Source organism: Stenotrophomonas pavanii (genome assembly GCF_900101175.1).
GTDB classification, from domain to species: domain Bacteria; phylum Pseudomonadota; class Gammaproteobacteria; order Xanthomonadales; family Xanthomonadaceae; genus Stenotrophomonas; species Stenotrophomonas pavanii.
The window spans coordinates 398,783-417,145 of the sequence record NZ_FNFQ01000003.1; the positions used below are offsets into that span (position 1 = coordinate 398,783).

Below are 18,363 nucleotides of genomic sequence, written 5' to 3' on the forward strand. Positions count from 1 at the left end.
ATGAGCCGAGCACTGTCCGCACGCAGGAATGACACCATCGCCGCGCTGCACAGCGCGGCCTGGCCGACCCCGGCACAGCTGGCCACGCTCGGCACCGTGCTGTGCCTGTACCACGCCGATGGCAACGAGCTGGGGGGCTGGCGGCAGGCCGTACGCGTGCACGCCTGCCAGGGCGTGGACAGCGAAGGCCTGCGCGAAAGCCTGTGCTTCCTCGATGGCCGCGGCCGCTGCGTGTGGCGCCTGTACCTGCTGCCCGACAGCGATTTCCTGGCCTGGGACCGGCTGGTCGCGGCGCTGCCGCCGGGCCCGGCGCACGACAGCGAGGGCAGTGTCGGCGAGCGCCTGTGGCGGCGCCTGGCCGGCCATCTCGGTGGCCAGCGCTGGCGGCTGTGTGCGCTGCGCCTGCATGCCGCCGACGACGGCCGCACGCTGGCGGCCAGCCTGTCGACGCTGTCGTCGCTGGGCGCGACCGCCGCGCGACGTATTGCGCGCCTGGAAGGCGCCGAAGGCGAGCTGGTCGTCGACGATTGCTGCTGCGCCGATGCCGCACGTCGACCTGCGGCGCGCCTGCCCGGCGAGCCGCCACTGATCCGCCTGTGATCGGCGGCGGGCCGAATGTCCGTTGGCCGCCGATGGCCTCTCATTACATCTGCAACCCCGAAGGAAGACCCCGATGAAGCTCCAGACAGCCAGCGTCCTGCTGCTGCTCGCCACCGGCGGCGTGGCCAGCGCGCAGCCCTCCGATGTCGCCCGCGACCACGACAGCATCCTTGCCCTGCAGGGCGAGTACACCGTCGATTTCGCATTCGACGAGACCGTGCTGCTGAGGCCCGGCTACGAGCGCGCCCCGGCGATGCGCAGCGGCGGCAACGAGCTGGTGATCGTGGTCGAGGACACGCCGAAGCGCATCGTGCTGCAGCACCTGCTGCTGGATGAGAAGAGCGGCCACATCACCAAGCACTGGCGCCAGGACTGGGTCTACGAAGCACCCAGCCGCTTCGAGTTCAGCGCCGACCAGACCTGGCAGGTGCGCCGCATTCCCGCAGCGGTGAACGACGGCGCCTGGACCCAGTGCGTGTACGAAGTGAGCGACGCACCGCGCTACTGCGGCACCGGCAAATGGACCTATACCAACAACGTGCCGAGCTGGACCAGTGACCTGAGCTGGCGCCCGTTGCCGCGCCGCGAGTACACCAGGCGCAGCGACTACAACGCGCTGGCCGTGGTCAACCGCCACACGCTCACGCCCAATGGCTGGACCCACGAGCAGTTCAACACCAAGGTGCAGCGCAACGCCGACGGCAGCCAGGTGGAGATCGCCCGCGAGTTCGGCTTCAACGACTACGTGAAGACCACCGAGGTCGACTTCACCCCGGCGCGTGACTACTGGAAGGCCACTGCCGGTTACTGGGCCAAGGTGCGCCAGCGTTGGGACGGTTTCCTCGGCCAGGCCCCGGGCGTGCACCTGAAGACCAGGATCGATGGCATGGCGATGATCATTCCGCTGTTCACCCAGGCCGAAGCGATCCAGTCTGGCAAGAAGGTGAAGGACAAGCAGATCGACGAAGTGTTTGCCAAGTACGTGGAAAAGGCGCCGAAGGAAGGCTGATCGCCGCGGTGGAGAGGGGTGCCGGGCGTACCCGGCACCGCATCCACCTGCTTCCGGTGGGTGCCGAGCCTGCTCGGCACGCCGTCCGGAGGCGCAACCGATTCAGGCCTCGCGCAGCGCCAACGCCGGCGGCGTATGCAGGATCGCCCGCGTACCCCACCAGCCCGCCAGCAGGCTCAACCCGATGCCGACCACGCCGCCGATCAGCAGGCCCGGCCACGGCGGCAGCATCGGCAGCTCGAACACCTTCTGCGACACCGCCACACCGATCGCTGCGGCCGCGCCCACCGCCAGCATCGCCGCCAGCGTGCCCAACGCGCCGAACTCCACCAGCACGGCACCGCGCAGCTGGCGCCGGGTCGCACCCAGCGTGCGCAGCACCGCGCTGTCGTAGCGGCGCTCGCCGGCGGTGGCCTGCAGCGCCGCCAGCAGCACCAGCACGCCGGCCAGCAGGCTGAACACCATCACCAGCTGCACCGCCTGCGCGACCCGTTCCATCACGTCGCGCACCTGCGAGATCACCGCGTCCACGTCCAGCAGCGACAGGTTCGGCTGCGCGCGCACCAGCTCGCCCAGCCCGGCCGCGTTGCCGGACGGCAGATGGAAGGCCGACAGCAGGTTGTGCGGCGTATCGCCCACCGCGTTGGGGTTCAACAGCACGAAGAAATTCGGCCGGAACGTGTTCCAGTCGGCCTTGCGGATGCTGGTGACGGTGAACTCGCGCTGCTGCTCGCCTACGGAAATCGTAATGCGATCGCCCAGGTGCGCGCCGTAGCGCCGCGCCCAGCCGGTTTCCACCGAGGCTTCCGCCGCGGTGCTGCCGGCCTGCCAGAAGCGGCCTTCCAGCAGCGCATTGGCGGGCGGGAAGGTGCTGCGCCAGCTGAAGTTCAACGGCCGGTTCTCGTCGTCGTCCTCGCGGGGGCCGTTGCTCGTGCCGTTCCCTTCGGTGGCGGCCGGGTCCACGCGCAGCGGCGGCTTGCCGTTGATCGCGATCAGGCGGCCGGTCGCCATCGGCTCGATGCTGGCGTCGCCGGCGCCCAGTCCACGCAATGCGGCCAGCACACTGTCGCGTTGCTCGGGCTGGATGTTGATCAGGAAGTAGTTCGGCGTATCCGCAGGCAGGCGCTCGCGCCACTGCTGCAGCAGGCCGGGACCGGTCACCGCCAGCAGCAACAGCGCGCACAACGACAGCGACAGCCCGACCAGCTGCATCACTGCCAGCATCCGGCGCCGGGTCAGCGCGGCCAGGCCGAGCCGCCAGTGGCCATGCAGGCGGTGCTGCAGGCCGCGCAGCAGCTGCAGCAGCACGAAGCCGACCGCACCGGCCGCCAGCGCCAGCGCGGCCAGGCCGCCGAGCACCCACAGCGCCAGTTTCAGATCGCCGGTGACCTGCACCGCCAGCAGCAGGCTGGCCGCCAGCGCCGCCACATAGGCCAGCAACGACGCCGGCGGCAGGGCGGCGAAGGAACGGTTGAGCACGCGCATCGGCGGTACCCCGCGCAGGCGCAGCAGCGGCGGCAGGCCGAAGCCGAACAGCAGCAACAGGCCAATGCCCGCGCCGGTCAGTGCCGGCATCGCTTCCGGCAGCGGAAGGCGCTGCGGCACCAGGCTGCCCAGCACCTGCACCAGGCCTTCCTGCGCGGCCATGCCCAGGCCGATGCCGAGCGCGCAGGCCGGCACCGCCAGCATCAGCAGCTGCAGCGCCAGGCCCAGCAGGATGTCGCGCTGGCGCGCGCCCAGGCAGCGGAGGATCGCGACCTGGTCGATGCGGCGCAGCGCGAAGCGGTTGGCCGCCAGCGCGGTGGCCACACCGGCCAGCAGCACCGCCAGCAGCGCGCTCAGGCCGAGGAAGCGCCCGGCCAGATCGAACGCCTGGCGCACGCCGCGCTGGGTGTCGTCCACGCTCAGCAGGCGCAGGCCCTTGACCTGCGGCAGCAGCCACTGGCGCAGGGCGGCAACCTGATCGGCCGGTCCGGCAAACATCAGCCGGTAATTGATGCGGCTGCCGGGGCCGAGGAGGCCGGTGCCCTCCACATCGGCGCGGTTGACCAGCAGGGTGGGGGAGAGGGTCAGCAGGTCGCCGCCGGCATCCGGCTCGGCCTCGATGATGCCGGCGATGCGCAGCGTGCCGGCGCCGAATTCGAGGTCATCGCCGGCCTTCAGGCCCAGCCCCTGCAGCAGGCGCGGGTCGGCATAGGCCTGGCCCTTGGGCGGCATGCCGGCACCTGCGATCAGCGCCCCGCCGGGCGTGGCCCGAACCCGCAGCGTGCCGCGCAGCGGATAACCCGCCTGTACCGCCTTGATGCTGGCCATCTGGCTGGCATCGCCGTTGAACAGCACGCTGCCGAAGCTGGCGATGCGGGTATGCGCCAGGCCACGCCGTTGCGCCTCGTCGGCGAATGCCTGCGGCGGATCATCGCGCCCGGCGATGCCGAGGTCACCGCCGAGCATTTCCGCCGCGCTGCCGGTCAGCGCCAGGTTGACCCGGTTCACCAGCGTGCCCACGGCGGTCATCACCGCCACGCCCAGCACCAGCGCAGCGAACACGGTCAGCAGATCGCCGGCCAGCGCTTCGCGGCGCAGCGCGCGCCACGCGTGACGCAGCAGCTTCATGCCTGCGCCCCGCGCTCGACCGGCAGCAGGCGGCCGTCATCGATGCGGTGGATGTACTGGCACCGCTGGGCCAGGCGCAGGTCGTGGGTGACCAGGACGAGGGTGGTGCCACTGCCGGCGTTGAGTTCGAACAGCAGGTCGCTGATGTGCTGGCCGGTGGCATGGTCGAGCGAGCCGGTCGGTTCGTCGGCGAACAGGATGCGCGGGCGGGTGACAAAGGCACGTGCCAGCGCCACGCGCTGCTGCTCGCCACCGGACAGCTGGCGCGGGTAGTGGCGGGCGCGATGGGCCAGGCCGACCTGGGCCAGCACCTGGTCCACCCGTGCGCGGTCCTCGCGTCCGGCCAGTTCCAACGGCAGCGCGACGTTCTCGGCGGCAGTCAGCGCCGGCAGCAGGTGGAAGCTCTGGAACACGAAGCCGACCTCGCGCGCGCGCAGCTGGGCCCGAGCTTCCTCATCCAGGTCGCCCAGGTTCTGGCCCGCCAGCGCGATGTGGCCGCGGCTGGGCAGGTCCAGTCCGGCCAGCAGGCCGAGCAGGGTGGTCTTGCCGGACCCCGAGGCACCGACGATGGCCACACTGGTGCCTTCATGGACGGTCAGGGTGATGTTGTCCAGTATGTGGACTTCACCCTCCGGGCCCTGCACGGACTTGCCGACCTGGTCGACGGCGATGGCGACGGGCGCGCTGCGGGGGGACAGGCTGTCGATGAGGAGACTCCAATGCGCAAGACGGGATGGAGCCGGCGAGCCGGCGCGATGATGGTGCTGCTGCTGGGATTGGTGCTGCCCGGGCTGGCCGGAGCCAAAGGCCCGGCGGGCACGGTGCTGGTCCTCGGCGACAGCCTCAGTGCTGCCCACAATATCCCCGCCGACGCCGGCTGGGTCAGCCTGCTGCAGCAGCGGGTCAGGCAACAGTCGAAAACGCCGCCGCGCATCGTCAATGCCAGCATGAGCGGAGAGACCACTGCCGGCGCGCTGACCCGCCTGCCGGGCCTGCTGGCGAAGGAAAAGCCGAGGGTGGTGGTGATCGCGCTGGGCGGCAACGACGCGCTGCGCGGGCTGACCCCGGCACAGGTGCAGGGCAACCTGGAAAAGATGGTGCAGGCCAGCCAGAAGGCCGGCGCCAAGGTGCTGCTGCTGGGCATCGACGTGCCGCCCAACTACGGGCCTGCTTACCGCCAGCGCCTGGCTGCGGCCTACAAGGCACTGGCCACGCAGTACAAGGTGCCGCTGCTGCCGTTCCTGCTGGAAGGCGTGGCCCTGCAGCCGGGCATGATGCAGGCCGATGGCCTGCACCCCACGGCGCAGGCGCAACCGAGGGTGCTGGACAACGTCTGGCCGCTCCTGCGGCCCCTGCTCTGAACGATTTACAACCCTCTTGACGGAACTTCACATCGCGTCCACCGTCGATCCGGCATGTTTCACAAAGCTGAAGTTAGAGGGAATCACATGCGTCAGACGAAGGAGACCTCCGGCTTGGTGCTGGTGGTCGAAGACAACCGCAACATCTCCGAGATGATCGGGGAATACCTGGAAGGTCGCGGCTTCGAAGTCGACTATGCACAGGACGGCCTGGATGGCTACCGCCTTGCGGCGGAGAACAGCTATGACGTCGTGGTGCTCGATCTCATGTTGCCGCGCCTGGATGGCATCGAAGTATGCCGTCGCCTGCGCAACGATGCGCGCAAGTCCACACCGGTGCTGATGCTCACGGCACGCGACACGCTGGACGACAAGCTCACCGGCCTCGGTTTCGGCGCCGATGACTACCTGACCAAGCCCTTCGCGATCCAGGAGCTGGAAGCCCGCCTGCGCGCGCTGATCCGTCGCGAACGCCGCCAGGTCGGTTCGGAAGTGCTGAAGGTCGCCGACCTGGTGCTCGACCCGGTCAGCATGCGTGCCACCCGCGCCGGCACCGAGCTGCAGCTGTCGCCGATCGGCCTGCGCCTGCTGACCATCCTGATGCGCGAATCGCCGCGCGTGGTCACCCGCCAGGAGATCGAACGCGAGATCTGGGGCAATGGCCTGCCGGATTCGGACACCCTGCGCAGCCATCTGTACAACCTGCGCAAGATCATCGACAAGCCGTTCGACCGTCCGCTGCTGCACACCGTGCAGAGCGCCGGTTACCGCATTGCCGATATCGCCCAGCCGATGGCCTGATCGGGGCCAGGCCGGTGCAGCATCAGGCCCGGCCGGGCAACGACCCCGCACCGGGCACGGATGACCGGCCGGCGCTGCCGCCGGTCATCCTCCGTGCACGACTACGGCGCAGCGCGCTGCCTATAATCGCAGCGCTCTGACCGGGACCCCGCAATGCCGCACGGCCTGCCGCGCAAGATCCGTATCGCCTTCATCCTGCAGGCAGTTCTGGCCAGCCTGGGCATCCTGCTCGGTGCCTGGCTGGTTTCGCTGGTGATCAAGCACAGCCTGGTCGGCGCCGCCCTGCGCGAGGAAGCGGCCTATTACTGGACGCTGCACGAAGCCTCGCCGGTGCAGCCACCGCCCAACACCCAGAACATCCGCGGCTACCTGCTGGAAAGCGGGCAGTCGGCGCTGTCCCTGCCGGCCAACCTGCGCAACCTGGAGCCGGGGTTCCACGAGCTGCGCGGGGACGACCAGCTGGTACTGGTCGATGTACGTCCGGCCGGCCGCCTGTACCTGGTGTTCCTGCGTTCGCGTGCGGAGATGCTGGCGTTCTGGTTCGGCATCGTGCCGGTGCTGCTGACCCTGTTGGCGGTGTATGGCGCCAGCTGGGTCACCTACCGTGCCTCCAAGCGCCTGGTGTCGCCGGTGAACTGGCTGGCACGGCGCGTCTCGCGCTGGGACCCGGGCCACCCCGAAGCGGCCGATCTGGAGCCGAACAAGCTGCCGGCGGACATGCAGGGCGAGACGCGGCAGCTGGCGGCCGCCCTGCATTCGCTGGCCAACCGGGTCAGCGCGCACGTGGCCCGCGAGCGCAACTTCACCCGCGATGCCAGCCACGAGCTGCGCACGCCGTTGACCGTCATCCGCGTGGCCAGCGACATGGCGTTGGGCGATGAGACCCTGCAACCACGCCTGCGCCGCAGCCTGCAGCGCATCCAGCGTGCCGGCCGTGACATGGAAGCGGTGATCGATGCGTTCCTGATCCTGGCGCGCGAGGCCGATGTCGAACCGCAGATCGAGCTGTTCGACGTCAACGACATCGTCCGCTACGAGGTGGACAACGCCAACGAACTGCTGGGCAACCGGCCGGTGTCGGTGCACCTGCACAGCGAAGGCCCGGTGCAGCTGCACGCACCGCCACGGGTGCTGCAGGTGGTGGTCAGCAACCTGGTGCGCAACGCCTGCAGCTACACCGACGAAGGGCGCATCGACGTGCACGTGCTCAACGATCGCGTGGTGGTGCGCGACAGCGGCATCGGCATGTCCGCCGAAGCGCTGTCGCGCGCGTTCGAGCCGTTCTACCGCGCCGAGCCGAGCCGCCCGCAGGGAACCGGCCTGGGCCTGTCGATCGTACGCAGGCTGTGTGATCGCTTCGGCTGGAAGGTCAGCCTGGCCAGCGAGCCAGGGCAGGGCACCGAGGCCACGGTGATCTTCCGCTGATCCCCCGACCCCATTGCCCGTGATTCGGTAGATCCACGCCATGCGTGGATGGGGTTGCGGTAGCGCCGGGCCATGCCCGGCGTCCGCAGTCCCTCAGTTGCAGTGGACCTTCGGCGCCAGCGCCTTGGTCCAGATCGCGTAGCCGGCCGGGGTCATGTGCAGCATGTCTTCGCGGAACAGTGTCGCATCCGGCTGGCCGTCGGCGCCGAGCATCGGCGTGTAGATGTCGGTGAAGCCGGTGTTGGGCAGCCTGGCCAGCGCAGCCTTGATCAGCGCGTTGGCTTCCTTGATCGCCGGCAGCAGGTGCGCGCGCGACGGGCTCGGCTTGATGGACAGGTATTCCACCCGGGTCTTCGGCAGGTCGCGGTGCACGCGCTGCACGAAGGCGACCACATCGTCGCGCACCTGCACGGCGCTGCGGCCGCTGTTGAGGTCGTTGTCACCGGCGTAGAAGAACACCTTGCACGGCGCATACGGCACCACGATGCGGTCGGCATACCAGGTGCTGTCGCGCACTTCCGAACCGCCGAAGCCGCGGTTGAACACCGGCTGGCCGGGGAAATCGGTGGCCAGGCTCTCCCAGAAGCGGATGGAGGAGCTGCCGATGAACTCGATGCCACCGCGCGGCGGCGGGTTCGTCTGGTCCGCGCTGGCGAAGTGGGCCATGTCGCCGGCCCAGGCCACGTTGGAGACCTGTTCGGGCACCTGCGGCGGCCTGGCCGGGCCCAGGGCCTGGGCAAGCGGTGCGGCAGTCAGCAGGCCCAGCATCAGCAGGCAGGTGTGGCGACGGGACATCAGGCGCTCCAGCAGGCAAGGGAAGACCCATCATAGGAGCACGGCGCGGCCCGGTGCTTGCCCCTGGCAGGCCATTCGCCCGGGCCGCCGGGGGTAGGGCTGGCGGCCTTGTGGCAAAATGGCGGCCGTCTGCCTATTCCTGTGCACCCATGATTCCCTGCCGTGCGTCTGAGCGGTTGCTGCGCCGCGCCCCTGTTGCTGGACGTTCCACCCGTGGCTGATCAGTTCGGTCATCTGCCGCGCGGCCCTCGCCGCATCTTCCAGGCCGCCCGCTGGTCCTGGCAGGGCCTGCGGGCCGCCTGGCTGCACGAGTCGTCGTTCCGGCTGGAGGTGTACCTGCTGATCCTGCTGACGCCAGCCGCGATCTGGCTGGGCCAGACCCCGGTCGAACGCGCGCTGCTGATCGGCTCGATGCTGCTGGTACTGGCCATGGAGCTGGCCAACTCGGCCATCGAAGCGGTCATCGAACGCTACGGCAGCGAGATCCACGAACTGGCCGGCCGTGCCAAGGACATGGGCTCGGCGGCGGTGTTCGTGCTGATGATGAACGTGCTGCTGTGCTGGGCGCTGGTCGTGGTTCCGCACGCGCTGGCCGGCAGCTACGGCTGAAACCCCATTCCCCCACTGCCTTGAAGAGTTTCCATGTCCTTTGAGTTCCTCGCCGACCCCAATGCCTGGGTGACCCTGTTCACGCTCAGCGCGCTGGAAATCGTGCTCGGCATCGACAACCTGGTGTTCATTTCCATCGCGGTCAGCAAGCTGCCGGAAGAGCGTCGTCCGTTCGCACGCAAGCTGGGCATCGCGGTGGCCTGCATCACCCGCATCGGCCTGCTGGTCTCGCTGGCCTACCTGGCGCACATGGCGGCCAACCTGTTCACCGTGGCCGGCATGGGCATCTCCATCCGCGACCTGGTGCTGATCGTCGGCGGCCTGTTCCTGATCATCAAGGGCTGCATGGAGATCAAGGAGCTGATCAGCGGCGGCGAGGATGAAGACCCCAGCACCACCAAGGCCTCGGCCGTGTTCGGCTACGTGATCGCGCAGATCGCGGTGATCGACATCGTGTTCTCGCTGGACTCGGTGATCACTGCCGTCGGCATCGCCGACCACATCCCGGTGATGGTGGCCGCCATCCTGCTGTCGGTGCTGGTGATGCTGCTGGCCGCCAACCCGCTGGGCCGCTTCATCGACGCCAACCCCACCGTGAAGATGCTGGCGCTGGCCTTCATCCTGATGATCGGCGCGGTGCTGATCCTGGACGGCCTGGACGTGCACGTGCCCAAGCCCTACATCTACGCTGCGATGGGCTTCTCGGTGCTGGTCGAGTGGCTGAACCTGCTGATGCGCCGCCGCGCCCGCGAGCACAACGTGCCGGGTGCCGGCAACTGGTAAGCACGCCACCGGCGTACACGTCCCGCAGAACCCCCGGCCTCGGCCGGGGGTTCTGCGTTGTGGGGGGCCCGGCTCTGCAACCGCCCAGGGGTTTTTGCACGGATGGCGGATTTGCGGGGTCCACTTGTGAATCAGGATCAACAGTGTTTTCCCGGGCCGAGGCTTAATCCGGCGCAGCAAAGCGCGCAGGCTACGCACTCCCGATTCCCGCCCCCCAGGAAACCCCATGAATTCCAGAGCCGCCTTGCTGGCGCTTGCCGTTGGCGCCTTCGCCATCGGAACCACCGAGTTTGCCCCGATGGGCCTGCTGCCGGTCATCGCCGACGGCGTGGGGGTGTCGATCCCCACCGCCGGCATGCTGATCACCGCCTACGCCGTGGGCGTGATGCTGGGCGCGCCGGTGATGACCCTGCTGATGGGCCGTTTCGGCAAGCGCACCTCGCTGATGCTGCTGATGTCGATCTTCGTGGTCGGCAACCTGCTGTCCGCGCTGGCCCCCAACTACGGACTGCTGCTGCTGTCGCGCCTGGTCACCAGCCTCAACCATGGCGCGTTCTTCGGCATCGGTGCGGTGGTCGCCGCCAGCCTGGTGCCGAAGGAAAAGCAGGCTGCAGCCGTGGCCACCATGTTCATGGGCCTGACCATCGCCAACATCGGCGGCGTGCCGCTGGCGACCTGGGTAGGCCAGCAGCTGGGCTGGCGCCTGTCCTTTGCGGGGACTGCGGCGCTGGGCCTGATCGCAATCACCGCGTTGGGCTTCGCGCTGCCGGCGTCCGCGCCGGGACCGCGCCCGGACGTGCGCCGCGAACTGAAGGCGATCCTGCAGCCGCAGGTGCTGCTGGCGATGGCCACCACCGTGCTCGGCGCCGGTGCGATGTTCACCCTCTATACCTACGTCGCACCGGTGCTGACCGAATTGACCGGCGCCTCCAATGCCTTCATCGCGATGTCGCTGGCACTGATCGGCATCGGCTTCACCTTCGGCAATGGCATCGGCGGGCGCATGGCCGACTGGTCGCTGGATGGCGCCACCCGCATCCTGCTGGCCGTACTGGCGGTGCTGATGTTCGTGCTGCCGCTGGCCTTCATGAGCCACGCCACTGCGGCGCTGGGCGTACTGCTGTTCGGTGCGGCGACCTTCGCCCTCGTGCCGCCGCTGCAGATCCGGGTGATGCAGGTGGCCAGCGAGGCGCCGGGCCTGGCGTCGTCGATCAACGTGGGGGCGTTCAACCTGGGCAATGCGGTGGGTGCGGCGCTGGGCGGTGCGGTGATCAGCTCGGGCCTGGGCTACGCCGCGATTCCGGTGGCCGGTGGCCTGCTGGCGGCATCGGGCCTGCTGCTGGCGTGGCTGGGGCGTCCGCGCACTGCGGTGGCCGAGGCCTGCTGAGGGGTGTTGGATTCCGGCAGGGCTTGCAGCCCTGCACCCGCCGAATCAACGTCAACGTCAACGGCAAAAGCAAAAGCCTGCATTCCGTGGGTTGGCGGGGTGGGTCCGGTTGAGGGGGACGCTGCAAGTACGTCCTTGTAAGCTCGGTCGCCGCATCCATGCGGCTCACGCCCCCTCAACCGGACCCACCCCGCCTTCGACAGATTGCCGCGATCGGTCGGAACGGCGTTCCGCTCTGGCAGGTGTCGACCTTGGTCGACACGAATGCCAGAAGAACCGGCCTTTGCTTTTGATTTTCTCTTTTGATCTTCCCGCGGTGCGCAGGAAACCGTATGAGGCCGGGCGGGTGGGCGTGGCGGGGGTATCCGCGCCATGGATGGCGCGGCTAAGCCTCCAGGGACGGATTCACGGCGTCCCCCGCCATGTCCACCCGCCCGGACTACTCAGGCGATCCATGAGCATGGCCACCGCGGAGGGGGCGGCGCCCGATGGCCGGTCTTTCACCCGGACCATGGCATGCTCGGCGCCAAGCCCACCCGGAACCTCCGCCATGCGCCTGTTCACCCGTGTCCTGCCCCTGATGCTGCTGGCCTCCCTGCTGTCCGGCTGCGGCTACAACGCCATCCAGCAGAAGGATGAGGCGGTCAAGGCCAGCTGGTCCGAAGTGCTCAACCAGTACAAGCGCCGCGCCGATCTGGTGCCCAACCTGGTGCAGACGGTGAAGGGCTTTGCCAGCCAGGAAGAGCGTGTCCTGACCGAAGTCACCAACGCCCGTTCGCGCGTCGGCCAGATCAACGTCAACGCCGACGACGAAGCCTCGCTCAAGCAGTTCCAGCAGGCCCAGGGTGAACTCGGCAGCGCACTGTCGCGGCTGCTGGTGGTCACCGAGAACTACCCGGTGCTGAAGTCCGACCAGAACTTCCGCGACCTGCAGGCCCAGCTGGAAGGCACCGAAAACCGCATCACGGTCGCGCGCGGCCGTTACATCCAGCAGGTGCAGGACTACAACACCTACATCCGTTCGTTCCCGCAGGTGGTCACCGCCAAGATCTTCGGCTACAAGACCAAGCCGAACTTCACGGTGGACAACGAAGCGCAGATCTCCAACGCACCAGCGGTCGATTTCGGCAACGCGCCGCAGCAGCAGCCGGCACCGCAGCCGGGCCACTGACCGATGCGCCTGGCCACCGCGCTGCTGGCCCTGCTGCTGTGGCTGCCGCTGGCAGCGCAGGCACAGCCGCTGGCGCCGATCCCTGCGCTGGACTCGCCGGTGGTCGATACCACCGGCACGCTGGACGCCACGCAGAAGCAGGTGCTGGTGCAGCAGGCGATCGAGCTGCAGCAGCGCAAGGGCAGCCAGTTGCAGGTGCTGGTGGTGCCCACGACCCAGCCGGAGGACATCGCGCAGTACACCACGCGGGTCTTCGACCAATGGCAGATTGGCCGCAAGGGCGTGGATGACGGCGTGCTGCTGGTGATGGCCAAGGATGACCGGCGCGTGCGCATCGAGCCGGGCTACGGTCTTGAAGGCGCCATCCCCGATGCCATCGCCAACCGGGTCATCCAGGAATACCTGGTCCCGCGCTTCCGCAGCGGCGACTATGCCGGCGGCATCACCGATGCCACGGCGGTGCTGGTCAAGCTGATCGACGGCGAACCGCTGCCGGCACCGGTCAGCGGCCATCGCGGGCGCGAGCCCGGCGCTGGCGGCGACACCTGGTTCCTGGCGCTGTTCATCGGCGTGTTCGCCGGCAGCATCCTGCGCGGCGTCTTCTCGCGCGTGCCGCGTCCGCTGCGCGGCCTGCTCGGCGGCGCGGGTGCGGCGCTGGCGGCGTTCCTGTTCACCTCCACGCTGCTGGCCAGTGGCCTGGCCGGCGTGGTCGGCCTGATCGTGGCGATGCTGTCCGGGCACCCGGGCCGCTTTGCCGGCGGTGGCGGTTGGGGCGGCGGCAGCTGGGGCGGGGGAGGCGGTTTCGGCGGAGGCGGTGGATTCGGCGGAGGTGGCGGCTGGGGCGGCGGTGGTGGCCGTTCCGGTGGCGGTGGCGCTTCGGGAGGCTGGTGATGATCCAACGTCTGTTCCGCCATGCATTCTCGCCCTCGGTGCGGCGCGCGTTCCCGCCGGCCACATTGCAGGCGATCACCGAGGCCATCGCGGCCGGCGAGCAGCGCCACGGCGGGCAGGTGATGTTCGCGGTGGAAGCGGATCTGCCGCTGGCCGCGCTGTGGCACAAGGTCACCCCGCGCCAGGCCGCCGAGCAGGCGTTCGCCCGGCTGCGCACCTGGGACACCGCCCACAACAACGGGGTGCTGATCTACCTGCTGCTGGCCGACCACGCGATCGAGATCGTCGCCGATCGTGGCCTGCACGGCCGGGTCAGCCCGGCGCAGTGGCAGCGGGTCTGCACCCACCTGCGCGAGGGCCTGCGCGGCGCCCATCCGGTCGAAGCATTGCAGGATGCGATCGACGAGGTCTCCAGCCTGATCGAAGGGCACTTTCCCGCTTCGACGCGGTCAGACGATGACGGCCTGCCCAACACGCCCCAGCTCCTTGGTTGAGCCGGGGCGGCACTGGCCCGAGAATAGGCGTTCAACCGCAAGGCACCTTCCATGATCTATTTCCACGACATCGACCCCATCGCCCTTTCGCTGGGGCCGATCAAGGTGCATTGGTACGGCATCATGTACCTGCTTGGCTTCACCGCGGCCTGGCTGCTGGGCCGCACGCGCATCGCCGCGGGGCGCCTGCCGGGCGTCGATGCCAACGGATTCTCCGACCTGCTGTTCTACGCCATGCTCGGCGTGGTGCTGGGCGGCCGCATCGGCTACATGCTGTTCTACGCGCTGGGTGACTTCCTGCACAACCCGTTGCTGCTGTTCAAGGTCTGGGATGGCGGCATGAGCTTCCACGGCGGCCTGCTCGGCGTGCTGGGCGCCTGCTGGTGGTGGTCGCGCAAGCACCGCCTGCACTTCTTCGACACCATGGATTTCATGGCGCCGCTGGTGCCGCTGGGCCTGGGCTTCGGCCGCATCGGCAACTTCATCGGTGCCGAGCTGTGGGGCAAGTACACCGACGGGACCTGGGGCGTGGTGTTCCCGTCGGGCCTGCCGGCCCCGCTGAACCAGCTCGACACTGCCACCCTGCAGGCGCAGTTCGCCACCGGCGCATTGAACCCGTACGCCCGCCATCCGTCGCAGCTGTATGAAGCGTTCCTGGAAGGCCTGGTGATGTTCGTGGTGCTGTGGACGGTGTCGGCCAAGCCACGCCATCGCTATCTGGTCGGCGGCCTGTTCGCGCTGATGTACGGCCTGTTCCGCTTCGCCGTCGAATTCGTGCGCATGCCCGACAACGGTGTCTACGTGGCCTTCGGCTGGCTGACCCGCGGCCAGATCCTCAGCCTGCCGCTGATCGCCTTCGGCCTGGTGCTGCTGGTGATGTCGCGCCGCGCGCCGGTGCTGCAGCCGCAGCCGCCGGTGGCCGCCGGGGGCAAGGCATGAAGGCCTACCTGGACCTGCTGGCGCACGTGCTCGAGCACGGCGCCGAGAAGAGTGATCGCACCGGTACCGGCACCCGCAGCGTGTTCGGCTGGCAGATGCGCTTCAACCTCAACGATGGCTTCCCGCTGGTCACCACCAAGAAACTGCACCTGCGCTCGATCATCCATGAGCTGCTGTGGTTCCTGAAGGGCGACACCAACATCGGCTACCTGAAGGACAACCAGGTGCGGATCTGGGACGAGTGGGCCGACGCGAACGGCGACCTCGGCCCGGTCTACGGCAAGCAGTGGCGCAGCTGGGCCACCGCCGACGGTCGCGAGATCGACCAGATGCAGTGGCTGGTGGACGAGATCAAGCGCAATCCGGATTCGCGCCGGCTGGTGGTCAGCGCCTGGAACGTGGGCGAGCTTTCGCAGATGGCGCTGATGCCGTGCCACAACCTGTTCCAGTTCTACGTGGTGGACGGCAAGCTCAGCTGCCAGCTGTACCAGCGCAGCGGCGACATCTTCCTCGGCGTGCCGTTCAACATCGCCAGCTACGCGTTGCTGACCCACATGGTGGCGCAGGCCACCGGCCTGGGCGTCGGCGACTTCGTGCACACCCTGGGCGATGCCCACCTGTATTCGAACCACTTCGAGCAGGCGCGCGAGCAGTTGTCGCGTGAACCGCGCGCGCTGCCGACGCTGTGGTTGAACTCGGAGGTGACCGACCTGTTCGGCTTCCAGTTCGACGACATCCGCATCGACGGCTACGACCCGCACCCGGCCATCAAGGCGCCGGTGGCGGTATGAGTGCCCTGAAGCTGTCGATGATCGTGGCGCTGGACCGCAACCGTGGCATCGGCCAGGGCAATGCCATGCCCTGGCACCTGCCGGATGACTTCAAGCACTTCAAGGCGCTCACCCTGGGCAAGCCGATCCTGATGGGGCGCAAGACGGCCGAGTCGATCGGCCGCGCGCTGCCGGGGCGGACCAACCTGGTGCTGACCCGCAGCGGCCAGGTGCCGTTCGAGGGCATGCGCGCGGTGGCGTCGCTGGACGAGGCCAAGGCCATTGCCGAAGCCGAGGGCGCCCGCGAGCTGTGCATCATCGGTGGCGGCGAGATCTTCCGTCAGCTGCTGGACCAGGCCAGTGACCTGTACCTGACCTGGGTCGATGCCGAAGTCCCCGCCGATACCCATTTCCCCGAGCTGGACGTGCAGGACTGGCAGGAAGTGAGCAGCGAGCCGCACCCGGCCGACGAACGGCACGCCCATGCGTTCCGCTTCGTGCACTACGTGCGCCGCTGATCGCGGAAGTATCAACGAAAACACCGGCGGGGTAGAGTCGACTGTTAGTCGACTATCGCGCGCAGCGCGGGGTTTTCAGGGGGCGTCAGGAGCAGTCGACTAACAGTCGATTCTACCGGGACTGTCGCTGCGGCATCCGGTAATGCCCGATGATCGCGTGCTGGAACAGCAGGTTCTCTTCGCGCGTGCCGCGCGCGATGTTGTGCAGCACCAGCGGTGTGCCATTGGCCAGGCGCCGGTCAGAAACGATGCCCACGTGCAGCAGGCCGTTGCCATTGAGCTTCCAGGCAACGATGTCGCCGGCCGCGTAGTCGGCGGCGAGGGCCGTGACCGGTTGCTGCCAGCCCTGGCGCTCGAACCAGCGCATCAGGTTCGGTACACGACGATGATCGATGTTGCGGTCCGGCCGTGACAGGCCCCAGATCGCCGGATAGGCACTGAAGCTGCCGCGCATGTCCTCATGCACGCGTGCCTGCAGGTCCAGGCCCAGATCGCGCAGGGCGCGCACCACCACGTCCGTGCACACGCCGCGATCCAGTGGCACGTCGCCGCCGGGATAGGCCAGTACCTGGTAAGCAGGATCGTAACGGGTGGTGACGCCGATCTGCGCGCGGGCTGCGGCCACCAGTGGCGGCGAAGGGGCCTGCGGCTGCGTCGGCGCATGTGCAGCACCATCCGCAGCCGTGGGAGCAGGCGGCGAGCCGGGCTGGCAGCCGCTGGCCAGGGCCAGCGTCAGCAGCACCGTCCCTGGTGCCCAGCCGCGCCGCGTCACGCCTGCGGCGGGGGACTGTTGTTGGTGGCGCCACCCGCGCCGCCCCCTCCGCCACCACGACGGCGACGGCGGCGTGGGCCACGGTTGCCCGGGGTGGCAGCGGCGTTGCCGCCCTGTTCCTTGCCCTGCGTCGCAGCGGCGGGGCGCTCGTGCGCCGGTCGCGCGGGTGGGCGGGCGTTGGGCACTGGTGCCGGTACATCGCGGCCCGGGACCTGCACCACGCGCAGCTCGTCGGTATCCAGCTGGAGCGCGGTCAGCTTGCCGCCCCAGACCGCACCAGTGTCGATGGCGTGCACGCCCTGGGTGATGGTCAGGCCCAGCGCCGACCAGTGGCCGCAGACCACCTTGAGGTCGCGCTCGACCCGGCCCGGCACCTCGAACCAAGGATACAGCCCCTGTTCCTGTGTGCCCGGTGTGCCCTTGTCCTCGATGCCGATGCGCCCGCGCGGGGTGCAGTAGCGCATGCGGGTGAGCACGTTGATGATCGCGCGCGAGCGGTCGTAGCCGGACAGGTTCGGGGCCCAGCTCGGCTTGTCGCCGTACATGTTGCGGAACAGCTTGCGGTAGCCGGCGCCATGCAGCTGCACCTCGACCTCGGCGGCATGCTTCTCGGCCATCTGCGTGGTCCACTTCGGCGCCAGGCCGGCGTGCACCATCATCCAGCCCAGCTCGCGGTCCACGTGCACCAGCTTCTGCAGGCGCAGCCAGTCCAGCAGTTCGTCGCGGTCCTCGGCCTGCACGATGCGCAGCAGGTCCGGGTTGACCTTGCGCTGTTCCTCTTCGGTACGCGAACCGACGGCCAGCAGCGAAAGATCATGGTTGCCCAGCACCACCACGCTGTGCTCGCGCAGCGAGTGCACCAGCCGCAGCGTTTCCAGCGACTGCCCGCCCCGGTTGACCAGGTCGCCGCAGAACCACAGGGTGTCCTGCGCCGGGTCGAAGCGGATCTTCTCCAGCAACCGCTGGGTGACGTCATAGCAGCCCTGCAGGTCGCCGATCGCCCACACACTCATCGTTCGGCCTCCGTGTCAGTGCAGGGTGCGCGGGACGGCCAGCACGAACGGTGCGACCGGCGCGGCGAATTCGGTGCCATCGTCGGCGACCATGTCGTAGTGCCCCTGCATGGTCCCGTGATCGGTCCCCAGCATGACACCGGACGTGTAACGGAAGTCTTCACCGGGGCGCAGCCGTGGCTGCTCGCCGATCACCCCGTCGCCGTCAACGTGCTCGACACGGCCATTGGCATCGGTGATGCGCCAGTGGCGTGCGACCAGGCGTGCAGCGACCCGCCCCTGGTTGTGGATGCGGATCGTGTAGGCGAACGCGAAGCGACCGTCTTCCGGGGCGGATTGATCGTCGAGGAAGCGCGGCGCGACTTCGACGGAGATGGCATATACGTCAGCGTCTTCCATACCGGCAGTGTAA

Annotated in this window: 20 protein-coding genes; 14 read left to right on the forward strand and 6 right to left on the reverse strand. The window is 68.7% G+C overall.

Features of this window, described 5'->3' with window-relative positions; genetic code table 11:
* Entirely contained in the window at window positions 1-600 is a 600-nt protein-coding gene (locus BLS66_RS07945) for a ChuX/HutX family heme-like substrate-binding protein (protein WP_049466538.1), read from the forward strand.
* A 73-nt stretch (window positions 601-673) separates the two neighbouring features.
* Window positions 674-1,609: a DUF6607 family protein gene (locus tag BLS66_RS07950; protein WP_074725592.1), complete on the forward strand. Its 936-nt coding sequence runs from the start codon at window positions 674-676 to the stop codon at window positions 1,607-1,609.
* Window positions 1,610-1,711: 102 nt separating this feature from the next.
* Here BLS66_RS07950 and BLS66_RS07955 read toward each other — a convergent pair whose 3' ends face one another.
* Window positions 1,712-4,222, reverse strand: a complete 2,511-nt coding sequence (locus BLS66_RS07955) for an ABC transporter permease (protein WP_074725593.1) — start codon at window positions 4,220-4,222, stop codon at window positions 1,712-1,714.
* Window positions 4,219-4,866, reverse strand: coding sequence for an ABC transporter ATP-binding protein (locus BLS66_RS07960; RefSeq protein WP_053462195.1), 648 nt, complete (start codon window positions 4,864-4,866; stop codon window positions 4,219-4,221). Before BLS66_RS07960 ends, BLS66_RS07955 begins: the two co-directional genes overlap by 4 nt.
* Window positions 4,867-4,941: 75 nt before the next feature.
* On the opposite strand from BLS66_RS07960, the gene BLS66_RS07965 reads away from it, so the two are divergent.
* The 3 genes from BLS66_RS07965 to BLS66_RS07975 all read left to right on the forward strand — a co-directional run bounded on the left by BLS66_RS07965 (window position 4,942) and on the right by BLS66_RS07975 (window position 7,809).
* On the forward strand, window positions 4,942-5,583 hold the full coding sequence (locus BLS66_RS07965; RefSeq protein WP_074725594.1) for an arylesterase: 642 nt from the start codon (window positions 4,942-4,944) through the stop codon (window positions 5,581-5,583).
* A gap of 87 nt (window positions 5,584-5,670) precedes the next feature.
* Window positions 5,671-6,384 carry a response regulator transcription factor gene (locus BLS66_RS07970; RefSeq protein WP_002811889.1) on the forward strand — a complete coding sequence of 238 codons (714 nt, stop codon included), beginning with the start codon at window positions 5,671-5,673 and terminating at the stop codon, window positions 6,382-6,384.
* Between the two features lie 153 nt (window positions 6,385-6,537).
* Window positions 6,538-7,809: a sensor histidine kinase gene (locus BLS66_RS07975; RefSeq protein WP_053462197.1), complete on the forward strand. Its 1,272-nt coding sequence runs from the start codon at window positions 6,538-6,540 to the stop codon at window positions 7,807-7,809.
* Between the two features lie 93 nt (window positions 7,810-7,902).
* On the opposite strand, the gene BLS66_RS07980 is transcribed toward BLS66_RS07975, so the two are convergent.
* Entirely contained in the window at window positions 7,903-8,604 is a 702-nt protein-coding gene (locus BLS66_RS07980; protein WP_074725595.1) for an SGNH/GDSL hydrolase family protein, read from the reverse strand.
* A gap of 213 nt (window positions 8,605-8,817) precedes the next feature.
* Here BLS66_RS07980 and BLS66_RS07985 point away from each other — a divergent pair, with 213 nt between their 5' ends.
* The 9 genes from BLS66_RS07985 to BLS66_RS08025 all read left to right on the forward strand — a co-directional run bounded on the left by BLS66_RS07985 (window position 8,818) and on the right by BLS66_RS08025 (window position 16,166).
* A complete protein-coding gene (locus BLS66_RS07985; RefSeq protein WP_049466552.1) occupies window positions 8,818-9,213 on the forward strand; it encodes a diacylglycerol kinase in 396 nt (131 codons plus the stop codon).
* Between the two features lie 33 nt (window positions 9,214-9,246).
* Entirely contained in the window at window positions 9,247-9,996 is a 750-nt protein-coding gene (locus tag BLS66_RS07990) for a TerC family protein (protein WP_005408127.1), read from the forward strand.
* A 226-nt stretch (window positions 9,997-10,222) separates the two neighbouring features.
* Window positions 10,223-11,383: an MFS transporter gene (locus BLS66_RS07995; RefSeq protein ID WP_074725596.1), complete on the forward strand. Its 1,161-nt coding sequence runs from the start codon at window positions 10,223-10,225 to the stop codon at window positions 11,381-11,383.
* Window positions 11,384-11,933: 550 nt separating this feature from the next.
* Window positions 11,934-12,554, forward strand: coding sequence for a LemA family protein (locus BLS66_RS08000; RefSeq protein ID WP_049404134.1), 621 nt, complete (start codon window positions 11,934-11,936; stop codon window positions 12,552-12,554).
* A 3-nt stretch (window positions 12,555-12,557) separates the two neighbouring features.
* Window positions 12,558-13,445, forward strand: a complete 888-nt coding sequence (locus BLS66_RS08005) for a TPM domain-containing protein (RefSeq protein WP_074725597.1) — start codon at window positions 12,558-12,560, stop codon at window positions 13,443-13,445.
* Complete coding sequence (locus tag BLS66_RS08010; RefSeq protein WP_049470590.1) at window positions 13,445-13,939, forward strand: TPM domain-containing protein; 495 nt, start codon at window positions 13,445-13,447, stop codon at window positions 13,937-13,939. The genes BLS66_RS08005 and BLS66_RS08010 overlap by 1 nt, the downstream gene beginning before the upstream one ends.
* Window positions 13,940-13,990: 51 nt before the next feature.
* The gene (gene lgt / locus BLS66_RS08015; RefSeq protein WP_053506405.1) at window positions 13,991-14,878 is read left to right on the forward strand and encodes a prolipoprotein diacylglyceryl transferase; all 888 of its coding nucleotides are present in this window, start codon (window positions 13,991-13,993) and stop codon (window positions 14,876-14,878) included.
* Window positions 14,875-15,669, forward strand: a complete 795-nt coding sequence (locus BLS66_RS08020; RefSeq protein WP_074725598.1) for a thymidylate synthase — start codon at window positions 14,875-14,877, stop codon at window positions 15,667-15,669. The genes lgt and BLS66_RS08020 overlap by 4 nt, the downstream gene beginning before the upstream one ends.
* 5 nt (window positions 15,670-15,674) lie before the next feature.
* Window positions 15,675-16,166, forward strand: a complete 492-nt coding sequence (locus tag BLS66_RS08025) for a dihydrofolate reductase (RefSeq protein WP_074725645.1) — start codon at window positions 15,675-15,677, stop codon at window positions 16,164-16,166.
* A gap of 112 nt (window positions 16,167-16,278) precedes the next feature.
* On the opposite strand, the gene BLS66_RS08030 is transcribed toward BLS66_RS08025, so the two are convergent.
* The 3 genes from BLS66_RS08030 to apaG are packed head-to-tail and all read right to left on the reverse strand — an operon-like array spanning window position 16,279 to window position 18,350.
* On the reverse strand, window positions 16,279-16,938 hold the full coding sequence (locus BLS66_RS08030; RefSeq protein WP_074725599.1) for a DUF1287 domain-containing protein: 660 nt from the start codon (window positions 16,936-16,938) through the stop codon (window positions 16,279-16,281).
* Window positions 16,935-17,951 (reverse strand): symmetrical bis(5'-nucleosyl)-tetraphosphatase, encoded by a 1,017-nt coding sequence (locus tag BLS66_RS08035; protein WP_074725600.1) that lies wholly within the window; start codon window positions 17,949-17,951, stop codon window positions 16,935-16,937. Before BLS66_RS08035 ends, BLS66_RS08030 begins: the two co-directional genes overlap by 4 nt.
* Window positions 17,952-17,966: 15 nt before the next feature.
* A complete protein-coding gene (apaG, locus tag BLS66_RS08040) occupies window positions 17,967-18,350 on the reverse strand; it encodes a Co2+/Mg2+ efflux protein ApaG (RefSeq protein ID WP_008268668.1) in 384 nt (127 codons plus the stop codon).
* Window positions 18,351-18,363 lie beyond the last annotated feature (13 nt).